General features: G+C 71.0%; 10 protein-coding genes. 9 read left to right on the forward strand and 1 reads right to left on the reverse strand.

Annotated elements, in window-relative coordinates; translation table 11 throughout:
• The first annotated feature begins 174 nt into the window (after positions 1–174).
• Complete coding sequence (locus tag ER308_RS11890) at positions 175–2,718, forward strand: EAL domain-containing protein (protein WP_131155194.1); 2,544 nt, start codon at positions 175–177, stop codon at positions 2,716–2,718.
• Positions 2,719–2,780: 62 nt separating this feature from the next.
• Here the strand turns inward: ER308_RS11890 and ER308_RS11895 are convergent, their stop codons facing one another.
• Entirely contained in the window at positions 2,781–3,803 is a 1,023-nt protein-coding gene (locus ER308_RS11895; RefSeq protein WP_131155195.1) for a LacI family DNA-binding transcriptional regulator, read from the reverse strand.
• A gap of 190 nt (positions 3,804–3,993) precedes the next feature.
• On the opposite strand from ER308_RS11895, the gene ER308_RS11900 reads away from it, so the two are divergent.
• The 8 genes from ER308_RS11900 (at position 3,994) to ER308_RS11935 (ending at position 14,144) form a co-directional block, all read left to right on the forward strand.
• Positions 3,994–4,374: a sensory rhodopsin transducer gene (locus ER308_RS11900; protein WP_131155196.1), complete on the forward strand. Its 381-nt coding sequence runs from the start codon at positions 3,994–3,996 to the stop codon at positions 4,372–4,374.
• 46 nt (positions 4,375–4,420) lie between these two features.
• Complete coding sequence (locus tag ER308_RS11905; RefSeq protein WP_131155197.1) at positions 4,421–5,704, forward strand: sugar isomerase; 1,284 nt, start codon at positions 4,421–4,423, stop codon at positions 5,702–5,704.
• A gap of 145 nt (positions 5,705–5,849) precedes the next feature.
• Positions 5,850–7,433 (forward strand): sugar ABC transporter ATP-binding protein, encoded by a 1,584-nt coding sequence (locus ER308_RS11910; protein WP_131155198.1) that lies wholly within the window; start codon positions 5,850–5,852, stop codon positions 7,431–7,433.
• Positions 7,430–8,428: an ABC transporter permease gene (locus tag ER308_RS11915; protein ID WP_131155199.1), complete on the forward strand. Its 999-nt coding sequence runs from the start codon at positions 7,430–7,432 to the stop codon at positions 8,426–8,428. The genes ER308_RS11910 and ER308_RS11915 overlap by 4 nt, the downstream gene beginning before the upstream one ends.
• Positions 8,425–9,390, forward strand: coding sequence for an ABC transporter permease (locus tag ER308_RS11920; RefSeq protein ID WP_131155200.1), 966 nt, complete (start codon positions 8,425–8,427; stop codon positions 9,388–9,390). The genes ER308_RS11915 and ER308_RS11920 overlap by 4 nt, the downstream gene beginning before the upstream one ends.
• Positions 9,391–9,445: 55 nt before the next feature.
• Positions 9,446–10,594, forward strand: a complete 1,149-nt coding sequence (locus ER308_RS11925; RefSeq protein ID WP_205745584.1) for an autoinducer 2 ABC transporter substrate-binding protein — start codon at positions 9,446–9,448, stop codon at positions 10,592–10,594.
• A gap of 143 nt (positions 10,595–10,737) precedes the next feature.
• Complete coding sequence (rhaD, locus tag ER308_RS11930) at positions 10,738–12,783, forward strand: bifunctional rhamnulose-1-phosphate aldolase/short-chain dehydrogenase (RefSeq protein WP_131155201.1); 2,046 nt, start codon at positions 10,738–10,740, stop codon at positions 12,781–12,783.
• Positions 12,780–14,144, forward strand: coding sequence for a rhamnulokinase (locus ER308_RS11935; RefSeq protein ID WP_131155202.1), 1,365 nt, complete (start codon positions 12,780–12,782; stop codon positions 14,142–14,144). The genes rhaD and ER308_RS11935 overlap by 4 nt, the downstream gene beginning before the upstream one ends.
• Positions 14,145–14,179: the final 35 nt, after the last annotated feature.

The raw sequence follows: 14,179 nt of genomic DNA on the forward strand, positions 1-14,179 counted from the left end.
CGGTCGCCGCACCAGACGGCGAGTCGAGGCCCGTCCTGTCGCGTGTTGACGGCAACCCGCTAGGATTCGCACTTATACACACAGAACACTCGTCGACGGTCCGGATACCGACGCCGATGCCGGGGGGATTCGCATCGGGGTCGCCGGCAAGGCGCCGTCACCGTCGGGACCACGATGACAATGGATCCTGTAGGAGCGAACGGATCGTCTGCGGGGGACGCGGGCGGTCGGGTTCGCGCGTTCAGCGATGACGGAGCGGCGGATGGGACGCCGCCCGACCTGGGCGGCCTGTCGGTCGCCGTGCTCGAGCACATGCGCGTCGCCGTGATCGTCACGGACGCCCAGCTCGACGAGCCCGGCCCCAGGATCGTGTACGCGAACCCGATGTTCGCGGAGATGACGGGCCACGCGCCCGAGGACGTCGTCGGGCACTCGCCGCGCTTCCTGCAGACCGACGGCACCGACCCCGCGGACCTGGCCCGCCTCCGCGAGGGGCTCGAGCGCGCCCGACCGGTGCGCACGGTCGTGGAGAACGAGCGTGCCGACGGCTCGCGCTTCTGGGTGGAGTTGGACATCACCGCCGTGTGCGATGGGAGAGGCCGGGTCACGAACTTCCTCGCGACGCAGCGGGACGTCACCGCCCGCGAGAAGCAGCAGCGCCACCTGGCGTCCGTGGCCGAGCAACGGCGGCTGGCGATCGAGGCCGGGCGGCTGGGTACGTGGCAGTACCTCGTTCAGGACGACGTCTTCAGGCACGACCGGGTCTGCGCGCAGATGTTCGACGGTGACCCCGACGGGCCGCCCCTCACCATCGAGGACTGCCTGCAGGCCGTGCACCCGGTCGACCGCACGGCGCTGAGCACCGCCCTGTATCGGGTTGCCGAGCAGGGCGGGTCGTACGAGCGGACGTTCCGCGTGCAGCATCACGACGGCTCGGCGCGCTGGGTGCTCGAACGGGCCCGCGCCGCGCCCGGCGCCCACGGGCGCATCGAGCGCATCGATGGCGTGGTCATGGACGTCTCCGACCGCCAGGACGCTGCGCAGCGCGTGGTCGAGACCCTCGACAGCGTGAGCGACGGCTACATCTCGTTCGACCGCGAGTGGCGGTTCACTCACGTGAACCGCAGTACCGAGAGGGCGTTCGGTCTCCCCCGGGAGGAGCTCGAGGGGCGGCTGCTGTGGGAGGCGTTCCCGGGCCTGATCGGCACGGACTTCGAGTACTACTACCTGAAGGCGGCCGAGACCGGGGAGCCGCAGGTGTTCGAGGCCCACTTCGAACCGTGGGGGCGCTGGTTCGAGGAGCGCGTCTTCCCCCACGAGCGCGGGGTGGCGGTCTTCTTCGTCGACATCACCGAGCGCGTCGACCGCGAGGTCGAGCAGCGCCGCCTCTTCGACGCCGAGCGCACGGCCCGGGAGGCCGCGGAGGCCGCGCAGGCCGAGCTCGCGCACGCCGCGGCCCACGATGACCTCACCGGGCTGTTGAACCGCGGCGCCTTCGAGCGACGGGTGGACGAGTTCCGCGGCCTTGGCGAGGGCGCGCCGGTGCTCCTGTTCTTCGACCTGGATCACTTCAAGATCGTGAACGACAGTCTCGGTCACCGCGTCGGGGACGGCCTGTTGTGCGAGATCGCGTCGCGATTGCGTGCGCATCTGTCGTCCGATGCGCTCGCGTGCCGGTTCGGGGGCGACGAGTTCATCGTGGCCCTCACGGAGGTGTCGGTGAACCGCGCGCTCGAGATCGGGGAGCAGCTTCGCACGGCGCTGCGCGCCCCGTACGAGGTTCAGGGTCGCACCGTCACGATCTCGGCCAGCGTCGGGGTCGCGCCCTCCGAACCGGGCGAGCGCGCCGCCACGATCATCCGCAACGCCGACGCCGCCCTGTTCGCCGCGAAGCGGCGCGGCCGCGACCAGTCAGCGGTCTACGACGAGGCGCTGCACCACGACGCGCTCGAGCGCCTCGACCTCGAGCAGGATCTTCGTCAGGCATGCGAGCGGGGCGAGTTCGCGCTGCACTACCAGCCGATCTTTCGGCTGGCCGACGGCCGACGCAGTTGTGCCGAGGCCCTGGTGCGCTGGCATCACCCGCGTCGCGGCCTGCTGGCCGCCGGGGCGTTCATCGGCACCGCCGAGGAGAGCGGGCTGGCGGGGGTGATCGGTGAGTCGGTGCTCGAGGAGGCGTGTCGCACCCTGGTGGCGCACCGGCACCGGGGCAACGGGTTCCGCCGGGTCTGGATCAACGTGTCCCCCGATGAGCTGACGAGCAGCGAGTTCGTCGACCACGTCAGCGACAGGCTGCGAACGCACGGGGTGCGGTCGGGCGAGCTGGGCATCGAGCTGACCGAGCGCACGCTCGTGCGCGATCCCGAAACCGTGACCGCGCAACTCGACCGTCTGCACGGTCTGGGCGTGTGCATCGCGATCGACGACTTCGGTACGGGCTATTCGTCGATGAGTGCGCTGCAGCACCATCCGATCGACGTGCTCAAGGTCGATCGTGCGTTCGTGGGGCAGCTCGACCAGCGGAACGGGCAGGCCATCGTCGGCGCGATCATCCAGCTCGCCCACGCCCTGGGGGCGAGCGCCTCGGCCGAGGGCGTCGAGTACGCCTCCCAATGGACACAGTTGCGCGCTCTCGGCTGCGACACCGCCGCCGGGTACCTGCTGGGGCGCCCCCAGGCGCTCGACACTCCGATGCCGGACGCCTACTCCCCGGAGTGAGCCGCCCCGTCAGGCCGTGCGCCGGTTCCGGCGCGCGTGCGGGGTTCGGTGCCCGTGCCGAGTCAGGTGCGCGCAGTGGCCGGGGCGCTGGACTCGCGCACGATCAACTCGGGGTAGAACAGCACCTGCTGGTGGGTGTGGTCGGGGTCGCCGGTTTCCTCGAGGAGCAACTCCGCGGCCGCGCGCCCCAGCCGGTACTTCGGCTGGCGCACCGTGGTCAGCGGCACGCGCAGCGCCGAGGCGAACTCCACGTCGTCGTACCCGATGATCGACACGTCGCCGGGGACGTCGTAACCGTGGCTGCGCAGCCCTCGCAGCGCCCCGAGCGCGACGAGGTCGTTCACGCACACCACCCCGGTCGGCGAGGGGCGGTGCTCCACGAGCTGGGTGGCGGCGGCCTCACCCCCCGGTGCGTTGAGGGACTCGATCTCGAGCTCGACGACGTCCGTGTCCGGGTCGCCGCCGGCGATGGCGACGGCACGGCGCACGCCCTCGCGTCGGTCCTCGCACTGCTGGATGCTGCGCGGCCCGTTGATCACGGCCAGGGTCTCGTGGCCCTGCTCGAGTAGGTGAGCGGCGGCCAGTTCGCCACCGCGCACGTCATCGACGGCGACCGAGCAGCGCTCCCCGGTGGGGCTCGGATGGTCGAGGAGCACGGCGCGCAGACCCCGGGCCACCATGGCATCGAGCAGCTCCGGCGACGTGCTCACAGGGGTGATCAGGGCCCCCATCGCGCGTTGCTGTTCGAGCTCGCGGAGGTAGTGCGCCTCCTTGTCCTCACTGTCGTCGGAGTTGCACAGCATGACCGCGTACCCGTGCTCGTTGGCGGCGTCCTCGGCGCCTCGGGCCACCTCGGTGAAGAACGGGTTGCGCACGTCGAGGACCACGAGCCCGATGATGTTGCTGCGGCCGGTGCGCAGGTTCCGGGCCGAGCCGTTCAGCACGTACCCGAGCTCGCTCATCGCCGACTCGACCCGCCCGCGCGTCGCAGCGGCGACCAGCTCGGGATGGTTGAGCACGTTCGAGACCGTGCCGACCGAAACGCCCGCGCGGCGGGCGACGTCGTGGATGCTGGAGGACCGCACTCTGTCGCCTCCCGTCGGCCTGAGCCGCAAGGGTACCGTGACCCCCCGGTGGCCCGTCCGGTGACACCCGTTGACGGGTCCCGTGCGGACTGCTTGAATGCTTTCAATTCATGGACACACATAGCGTACCCACATGGGCAGGTCACGGCCTCGTGGCACCGGGGCCGTCATGCCGGCATCGGGCGGTCGCATGACTGAGCGCGCGCACCCGACGGGCAGTCGATGTTGGCTGGTGCCGGACGCCTTCCTGCCTGGCGCCTCCGGACGCGGAGCCATCAGCCACGAGGCCGTCTGCGTGCTCAACACGGGCAGTGAGGCCGCGCGGCTCCGCCTCACGTTCTACTTCGAGGACCGCGAGCCTGACCAGAGTCGCGAGTTGGTGGTGGAGGGGCGTCGTACCTGGCACATCCGCCTCGACGACGCTGGTGCGCTCGGGCTGGAGCTACCGGTCGACACGCCGTTCGCGTATCAGGTCGACAGCGACGAGCCGGTCACGGTCCAGCACTCGCGGCTCGACACGTCCCACGGCGGCTACACCCTCGCGACGACCGCGGCGATCCCCGGGCGCTGACCCCTCAACGTTCCGGCGCCGGAGCAGCACGAGGAGGAGTACCGAGATGATCGAACCAGAGAGAGTGGAAGCCCAGAACACGACGCTGCTCGCTGGTCACGAGGCCGACCTGGAGGCCGTCGCGGCGTGCCTGGAGCGGAGGGGGATCGACGCCGAGGTCGTGATCGGGGCACTACAGGCGTTCAGTGCCGCGGCGCCCTCCTGGGCGCTGGGAACCGGTGGGACCCGGTTCGGGCGGTTCCCCACCGGGGGCGAGCCCCGCACGCTCGAGGAGAAGCTCGAGGACGTGGCGGCGATCAACGCGGTCACCGGCGCCACGCGCTCGGTGAGCCTCCACGTGCCCTGGGACCTGCCCCGTGATCCGGGCGCGATCCGCGAGCGCGCGGCGTCGCTCGGGTTGGCGATCGACGCGATGAACTCCAACACCTTCCAGGACAACCCCGAGACGACCCAGGACGGGAAGGTCAGCTTCAAGCACGGCAGCTTCGCCAATCCCGATCCCGCGGTCCGCGAGGCGGCGGTCGCGCACAACACCGCGGTGATCGACCTGGGCGTCGAACTGGGCTCGCGTGCGATCACCATCTGGTTGGCGGACGGCATCAACCATCCCGGCCAAGCCGACCTGCGGCGCCAGTTCGAGCGTGTGCTCGAGGGGTTGCGCGAGGTGTACGCGCACCTGCCGCCCGACTGGGAGCTCTACACCGAGCACAAGCCGTTCGAGCCCGCGTTCTACGCGACCGTCAACGCCGATTGGGGCTCGTCGCTGTTGTTGGCCCAGGGTTTGGGCCCGCAGGCGAAGTGTCTCGTGGATCTGGGGCACCACCTGCCGAACGCGAACATCGAGCAGATCGTCGCGCGCCTCGCGATGGTCGACCGGCTCGGCGGCTTCCACTTCAACGACTCGAAGTACGGCGACGACGACCTCACGGTCGGTTCGATCGACCCGTACCAGCTGTTCCTGATCGTCCGTGAGCTGGTCGCGTACGGCGGCGGTCGCATGCCCGAGCTCGCCTACATGATCGACCAGAGCTGCAACGTGAAGGACCCCCTCGAGGACATCGCCCAGTCGACGGTCGCGCTGCAGCATGCGGTCGGACAGGCCCTGCTGGTCGACGGCACGGCACTCGCCGTCGCACAGGACGAGGGGGACGCGGCGATGGGCGAGGCCATCCTGCAGCGCGCGTTCCGGTTCGACGTGGGTCCGCTGGCGGCGGAGGCACGCCGACGCAACGGTGCGGCGATCGATCCGGTCGGGGCGCTCCGCGGTGTCGGGTACCGACGAGCGCGCATCGCTGAGCGTGGCGCCGCCGCGGTGGCCACGGGACTCTGATCCTCGCACGTGGTCGCAGGGCGCGCTCTGGCGGGAAGTCGTCACGATCCGGTGTTGACAATGCTGCGGGTGGCTGGACTAAACTCTTGAAACCATTCAACCACCTGGAGTCGGTAGTGAGGGTCCGGCTCCTGGGAGGTGCACGGTGAGCGAGCCGACGCCGCTGCTGGAGCTCCAAGGGATCCACAAGCGGTTCGACAGCACGGTGGCCCTGGACGGGGTCGGCTTCTCGGTGTGTCGGGGCGAGGTCCACGGGCTCGTAGGGGAGAACGGGGCGGGCAAGAGCACGCTCGTGAAGGTCTCGGCGGGTGTGCACCAGCCCGACGAGGGTCGCATCTTCATCGGTTCGAAGGCGACCCGCCTGGCCTCGCCGCGCGAGGCCGAAGCGGCGGGCATCGCGTTGATCCCCCAGGAACTGGACCTGTTCGGAGAGCTCACGGTCGCGGAGAACCTCTTCGTCGGCCGGCGGCGCCCCCGCACGGCGTGGGGCGGCATCGATTGGAAGACGATGGCCAGCGCCGCCGCGGAGGTGTTCGAGCGGCTGGGGCTGTGCGTTCCCCCAAGAGCGACGGTCGGCCAGCTCTCGACGGCGAATCGGCAGCTGGTCGCGATCGCTCGCGCGCTGATCGGGGACGCGCGGGTCCTGTTCATGGACGAGCCGACGTCGGCGCTGTCGGATCGCGAGACCGAACGTCTCTTCCGGATCATCGAGGACCTCCGGACGCAGGGCGTGGGTGTCGTCTACATCTCGCACCGGCTCGAGGAGGTCTTCCGGCTCGCGGACCGAGTCACGGTGCTGCGCGACGGCAGCCGTGTGATCACTGACGCGACGCGGCAGCTCACCGCCGACGGTGTCGTTCGCCACATGGTGGGTCGTGAACTCACCGAGCACTACCTGCGCTCTGACGTCGAGCCGGGCCGGGAGCGGCTCCGCGTCGAGGGGCTCACCAAGAAGGGGGAGTTCCGCGATGTCTCGTTCGCGCTCCGCGCGGGCGAGGTGGTGGGTGTTGCCGGGCTCATCGGCGCCGGTCGCACGGAGTTCGCGCAGACGATCTTCGGGTTGCGCAAGGCGGACGCGGGGCGGGTGCTTCTCGATGGGGACGAGGTCCGCATCAGCGGTCCGGCCGACGCCTTCGCGAAGGGGATCGCGTACGTACCGGAGGACCGCCAGCTGCAGGGGCTCGTGCTACCGTTCATCATCCGGCACAACATCAGCCTGTCCAGCCTCGGTCAGGTCTCGCATGCGGGTTGGATCACCCCGCGCACCGAGCGGTCCATGACCGAGCAGTTGGCCGAGCGTCTGCACGTGCGCGGAGCGCGGCTCACCGACCCCGTGAACCACCTGTCGGGGGGCAACCAGCAGAAGACGATGCTCGCACGCTGCCTGGCTCGTGACCCGGACATCCTGCTCCTCGACGAGCCCACACGCGGCATCGACATCGGCGCGAAGGCCGAGATCTATCGCCAGATCGACGAGCTCGCGAAGGCGGGCAAGTCGCTGCTCGTCATCTCCAGCGAGCTCGAGGAGGTTCTCGGGCTCGCCGACCGCGTGCTCGTGATGAGGGAGGGACGCCTCGTCGCCGACCTCGACCGCGCGGAGGCCGACCGCGAGCGCGTGATCGGCCTTGCCACCGGCACGGTCGCGTCGGGCGATTCCGATCACGAGGACCCGTCCGCCAACGCCGAGGAGGGCGTCCCCGCCGAAGAGCAGGCGGAGGCCCCGCGATGACCACGACGCGCCAGCCCCCCGAGCTCCCCGAGGTCGGGGCGCGCAGCCGCTGGCAGGTGCTGGCGCACCGTCCAGAGTCGCCAGCGGCGATCGTGCTGCTCGTGGTGGGCGTGCTCCTGTCGATCATCGCTCCGGGCTTCCTGACCGCCGCGAACCTCCAGTCGGTGGTCGTGCAGAGCTCGATCGTCGCGCTCATCGCGCTGGGTGTGAATCAGGTCGTCCTGGCCGGGGAGATCGACATCTCCATGGGGTCGATGTTGGGCCTCTGCGCGATGCTCGTGGGCACGGTCGCGGTCGAGGTCGGCGGCCTGCTGTTTCCGTTGCTGACGGGCTTGCTCGTGGGCGGGGCCGCCGGCGCGCTCAACGGCTTCCTGGTTGTCAAGGCGCGCATCCCGGCGATCGTCGTCGGACTCGGGATGCTCTACACGCTGCGCGGGCTCCTGCTGTTGATCTCCGGGGGCGACTCCGTATCGGGCATTCCGTTAGAGAGCCGGATCCTCGGGCGCGACGAGGTGTTCGGGCTCCACTGGGCGCTGATCCTGGTGGCGGCTGCCGCCGCTCTGCTCGCCGTCGTGGGTCGCCACACGACGTGGGGACGCGACGTCTATGCCGTGGGCGGCAACCGCGGGGCGGCGCGCCTCACCGGGCTCGCGATCGACCGGACCCGCTTCTTCGCGTTCCTCGGCACCGGTCTCGCCACGGGCCTCGCCAGCCTCGTCTACATCGGCCGCACCGGTGGTGTGCAGCCGAACGCCGGGTTCGCGCTCGAGCTCGAGATCATCGCCGCCGTCGTCATCGGCGGGACGAGCATCGCGGGCGGTCGCGGATCCACCTTCGCCCCGCTCGTGGGCGCGCTGCTCGTCGGGGTGATCCTGAACGGGATGGTGCTCATGAACGTGCCCGGAGTGTGGCAGGACGCGGTCCTCGGCGGTCTGATCCTGCTCGCGATCTCAGCTGACGGTGTCCGGCGACGCTGGGCGGGCGAGGTCACATGACCGCGCTCGGGAACGCCGACACCCGGCGCCGGCTGCTCTCGCCGTCACGGGAGACGGTCCTGGTCATCGTGCTCATCGCTCTCGTCCTGGTGATGAGCCTGCTCTCCGAGCAGTTCCTCACCCTCGGCAATCTGCTGCGCACCACGCGGTTCTTCACCGAGATCGGGTTGATCGCCCTCGGGATGACACTCATCATCATCACGGGGGGAATCGACCTCTCGGTGGGCTCGCAGCTCGCGCTGGTGTCCGTGGCGGTGGGGTTCTCGTTCGCCGCGGGCGTGCCGATCGCCATGGCGGTTGTCATCGGCCTGGTGGTCGGGATCGCCGCCGGGGCGGTGAACGGCACGATCACCACCCAGCTCGGCGTGCATCCGCTGGTGGTGACGCTCGGGACCCTGGCCCTCTATCGAGGGCTCGCGTTCGGCGTGTCGGACGCCGACGCCGTCTCGACCTTCCCGGCCGGCTTCGACTACCTCGGCCAGTACTATCTCGGGCCCGTACCCGGCCAGCTGTTCGTGCTGGTGGGGGCCATCACGATCGCATGGCTCGTCCTGAGCCGCACCGTGGTCGGACGGTGGGTCTACGCGATCGGGTCGGGCACGGAGGCCGCGCGGGCCGCCGGGATCCCGGTTCGGCGCGTGAAGCTGTCGCTCTACGCGGTCACCGGCTTGCTGACCGCGGTCGCGGCCACGATCTTCACCTCCCGGGTGTCGAGCGCGCGCGCCGACATCGGCGCGGGCCTCGAGTTGGAAGTGGTCGCAGCGGTCGTCCTGGGCGGCGCGAGCATCTACGGCGGCAAGGGGTCGATTCCCGGGACCGTCCTCGGTGTGCTGATCATCGCGGTGCTGCGCAACGGGCTCCAGCTCGCCGGCGTCGGCGGTACCTGGAGGCTGTTCCTGCTCGGCGTCCTCCTGCTCGTCGCTGCCTTCTTGAACGAGCGGTTCCGCCGCGCGGACCGCTGACCACGACACCTGCAACCAATCCGTCGTCCGAGAGCCGAATGGAAGGAGCCCGAAGATGAGACAGCGATTCGCCCGCTACAGAATGCTTGGCCTTGTCGCGCTGATGGCTGCGCTGGCACTGCTCACCGCCGCCTGCGAGGGCGAGGTCGGCGAAGGCGCCGAGGAGGAGCTCGACGACGACACCGACGAGGTGGCCGCCGAGGACGATGCCGATACCGCCGACGGTGAGGAGGACGCCGACGACGACGCCGGAGACGAAGCCGACGAGGACGCCGATGACGAGCCCGACGGGGACATCACCGTCTGCATGTTGCCCAAGCTCGTCGGCATTCCGTACTTCAACGCGTCCGAGGAGGGCGCTCAGGAGGCGGCGGACGAGCTCGGCGTGACTCTCGAGTTCGACGGCCCCACCGAGGACAGCACGGCTGACCAGGTCGAGCTGATCGAGCAATGGACCGGCTCGGGTGACTGCGATGCGATCACCGTGTCCGCGAACGACCCCGACGCGCTCGCGCCCGCGATGGAGGCGGCCCAGGAGGAGGGCATCGCGACCGGCTCGTGGGACGCCGATGTCGTCGAGGAGGCCCGCGAGTTCTTCGTGAACCAGGTCGACCCCGAGGCGCTCGGCGCTCAACTCGTCGACACGATGGCCGAGCAGACCGGTGGGGCGGGCGAGTTCCTCATCGTCACCGGGTCACTCACCGCCCCCAACCAGAACGAGTGGATGGAGGCCATGAGTACCCACATGGAGGAGGAGTACCCGGACATGACCGTCGCGTCCGTGCAGCCGGGCGAAGAGGACCTGGAGCTCGGCGTCGAGGTCACCGAGAGCTACCTTCAGGCCAATCCCGACACCGCAGGCGTGTTCGGGATCACGTCGGTGGCGTTGCCCGGTGCCGCCGACGCGGTCGATCAGCTCGGCCTGTCGGGTGAGGTCGCGGTCACGGGACTCGGTGTCCCGAGCGAGGTCTCGCCCTACGTCGAGACCGGCACGGTCGAGGAGTGGGTGCTCTGGGACCCCGTCGACCTCGGCTATCTCGCGGTCCAGGTCGCGGTCGCTCAGGTGACCGGTGACATGCCCGACGAGGGCACGTTCGACGCCGCCCGAATCGGCGAGGTCGACATTGTCGAGGAGACCGGTGAGGTCTTGCTCGGCCCGCCGACGGTCTTCGACGAGTCGAACATGGGCGACTACGACTTCTAGGTCGATCGGATCGGGCTCCGGGCAATGCGCCCGGGGCCCGACGGACCCGGGGCACCCAGTGGTGCGGCCGACCTTCGCGCGACCCGGGCCGGGTCCCCCGACGCGATCGAGACGGCTCAACGAGGTCAGGAGTGGATGCCGTGATGAAGGATCCGCGAGACCATCCCACCGTCGACGACCTCGTCGCACGGTCCCGCCGGCTGGGCGCCGACCCGACGACCACCAACTACGGCGGGGGCAACACCTCCGCGAAGGGCACGAGCACCGATCCCGTCGACGGCGAGGACGTCGAGGTGATGTGGGTGAAGGGCTCGGGCGGCGATCTCGGCACCCTCACCCGGGAGGGGCTGTCGACCCTGGTGCTCGACCGCGTGAACGGCCTCAAACAGGTCTACGAGGGGCCCGAGCACGAGGACGAGATGCACGAGCTGCTCGACCTCTGCACGCTCGGCGCTGGGGCCGCGCCGAGCATCGACACGTCGATGCACGCGCTCCTGCCGACCGCGCACGTCGACCACCTGCATCCCGACAGCATCATCGCGCTCGCGGCCGCTGCCGACGGCGAGGAGCTCACCAAGCGCTGCTTCGGGGACGAGGTGGCGTGGACCCCCTGGCGGCGGCCCGGCTTCGAGCTCGCGCGTCGGATGGAGGAGCTGCTGCGCGCGAACCCGGACCTCAAGGGCGTGGTCATGGGCGGCCACGGCCTCACCACCTGGGGGGAGACGAACGAGGCCTGCGAGCAGCGCTCCTGGGAGCTCATCCGCCGGGCGCAGGCCTTCCTCGACGAGCAGGGGGACCCCGAGCCGCTGGGGTCGGTGCGCGCCGGGTTCGAGCCGCTGCCCGCCGACGAGCGCCATCGCCGCGCCGCGGCCCTCGCACCGGTGATCCGGGGGCTGGCCTCGACCGACCAGCCGGTGGTCGGACACTGGAACGACGACCCGCTCGTGCTGGACTTCATCGCGCGCCAGGAGACCCCGCGTGTGGTGCCCCTGGGCACGAGCTGCCCCGACCACTTCATCCGCACCAAAGTCCGGCCGCTGCTGCTCGACCTGCCGACCGACGCGCCGCTCGAGCAGCAGATCGAACGGCTGCGCGAGCTCCACCGGGAATACCGCGAGGAGTACGCCGCCTACTACCGGCGGCACGCCGACGAGGGTTCGCCGCCCATGCGCGGGGCGGATCCCGCGATCGTCCTCGTCCCCGGTGTCGGCATGTTCTCGTTCGGTGGCGACTCGCCGACCGCGCGCATCGCGGGCGAGTTCTACGTGAACGCGATCAACGTGATCCGCGGAGCGGAGTCGGTTTCCACCTACGACCCGGTGCCCGAGGCCGAGAAGTTCCGGGTCGAGTACTGGTGGCTCGAGGAGAAGAAGCTGCGCCGCCGCCCCGCGCCGAAGCCGTTGACGGGACGCGTCGCGCTCGTCACCGGCGGCGGCTCCGGCATCGGGCGGGCGACGGCCCGTCGCCTCGCGGCGGAGGGCGCGGTCGTCGCGATCGCCGACCTCGACGGCGCCGCCGCCCGGGACGTGGCCGACGAGCTGGGTGCGCGCGACCACGCGATCGCGGTGGAGGCCGACGTCGCGGACGAGACGAGCGTCCAGGCTGCCGTCGACGAGGCGGTGACGCGGTTCGGGGGCGTCGACCTGGTGGTGAACAACGCCGGGCTCTCGCTGTCGAAGTCGCTGTTCGACACCGACGTCGACGACTGGGACCGCCAGCACGACGTCATGGCGCGCGGCTCGTTCCTCGTCTCGCGAGCAGCCGCCCGGGTCATGGCCGCCCAGGGCGATGGGGGCGACATCGTCTACATTGCCAGCAAGAACGGGGTGGTCGCGGGTCCGAACAACGTCGCCTACGGCTCGGCGAAGGCCAGCCAGGCGCACCAGGTGCGGCTGCTGGCCGCTGAGCTCGGCGAGCACCGCATCCGCGTCAACGGCATCAACCCGGACGGCGTCGTGCAGGGCTCGGGGATCTTCGCCGGCGGATGGGGAGCCAAGCGCGCGGAGGTCTACGGGGTGAAGGAGGAGGAGCTCGGCCAGTTCTACGCGGGCCGCACGCTGCTGCAACAGGAGGTGCTGCCCGAGCACGTCGCGGCGGCGGTGTTCGCCCTCGTCGGGGGCGACCTGCACCAGACGACCGGCCTGCTGGTGCCCGTGGACAGCGGCCTCGCGCAGGCGTTCCTGCGGTGAGCACCGCCCCGACGCGCGTCCTGGCCGTCGACCTCGGGGCGACCTCGGTGCGGGTCGCCTCGGTCGACCTCGACGACGACGTGCCGCGGGTCGAGATCGTCCACCGCTGGGCGCACGGTCCCGTCGAGCACCGCGACGGGACGCTGCGGTGGGACTGGGAAGGGGTCATGGCCGCGGTCGAGCGTGGGCTCGACGAAGCGCTGGCCGCCGGCCCGGCTGCGTCGATCGGGGTCGACGGCTGGGGGGTCGACTACGCGCTCCTCGATCGCGACGGTGCCCTCGTCGCGCCGCCCTTCTCCCACCGGGACGCCCGCACCGCGGGCTGGCGCGAGGTCGCCGAACGGCTGGGGCCCGCAGCGCTGTACGAGCGGACCGGGATCCAGCTCATGCCGATCAACACGCTGTTCCAGCTCGCCGCGCACGACCGCGACGAGCTGGCGCGCGCGGAGCGGCTCATGCTGCTGCCCGACCTCGTCGTCCACCGCCTGACCGGTCGCGACGCGGCCGAGTGGTCCAACGCCTCCACCACCGCGCTCGTCGACCGCGCGAGCGGTTCCTGGTCGACCGAGCTGCTCGAGCAGGTCGGCGTCGCGCCGCGGCTGCTCCCCCCGATCGACACCGCCGGCCGGCGTGCTGGCACGTGGCGGGGCGTTCCCGTGCACACCGTCGGGAGCCACGACACGGCCTCCGCCTTCGTCGCCGTTCCCGGCGTGCCGGGGCCAGGCACGGCGATCATCTCCAGCGGCACGTGGGTCTTGGTGGGTGCCGAGCGCGACGCACCGGTGATCACGCCCGACGCGCGGGAGCGCAACTTCTCGAACGAGGGCGGCGCGCTCGGTGGGACCCGCCTGCTGAAGAACGTCATGGGCTTCTGGATGCTCGAACAGTGCCGCGCGGCCTGGGGCGACCCCCCGCGCGAGGAGCTCTTGGCGGCCGCGGCCGGCGCCGAGCTCGTGCCCACCGTGGACGCGACCGATGAGCGCTTCCTCGCCCCCGCGGACATGGACGCCGAGGTACGCGCGGCGGCGGGGCTTGGCCAGGAGGCCGGGCGGGGCGAGGTCGTGCGGTGCGTCCTCGCGTCGATCGCCGCGGCGACGGCGAGGGTCGCGGGTGAGCTCGGGACCACCACCGGCGCTCGCGTCGAGGACGTCCTCGTCGTCGGCGGCGGGGTGCGCACCGACCTCATGAACGGGCTGTTCGCCGAGCACACCGGCCTGCCGATCACCGTGGGCTCCGCCGAGGCCACGGCGCTGGGCAACGCGCTCGTGCAGGGCATCGCGCTCGGACGGTTCGAGGATCTCACCGCCGCACGGCGATGGACCGCGTCCGCCGGTCGCCCCGTCCCGTGGGCGGCCGTGTAGCCGACCACGGTGCCCCCGCTACCCGCCCCGATGGC

The sequence above is a fragment of the Egibacter rhizosphaerae genome (genome assembly GCF_004322855.1).
Taxonomy (GTDB): domain Bacteria; phylum Actinomycetota; class Nitriliruptoria; order Euzebyales; family Egibacteraceae; genus Egibacter; species Egibacter rhizosphaerae.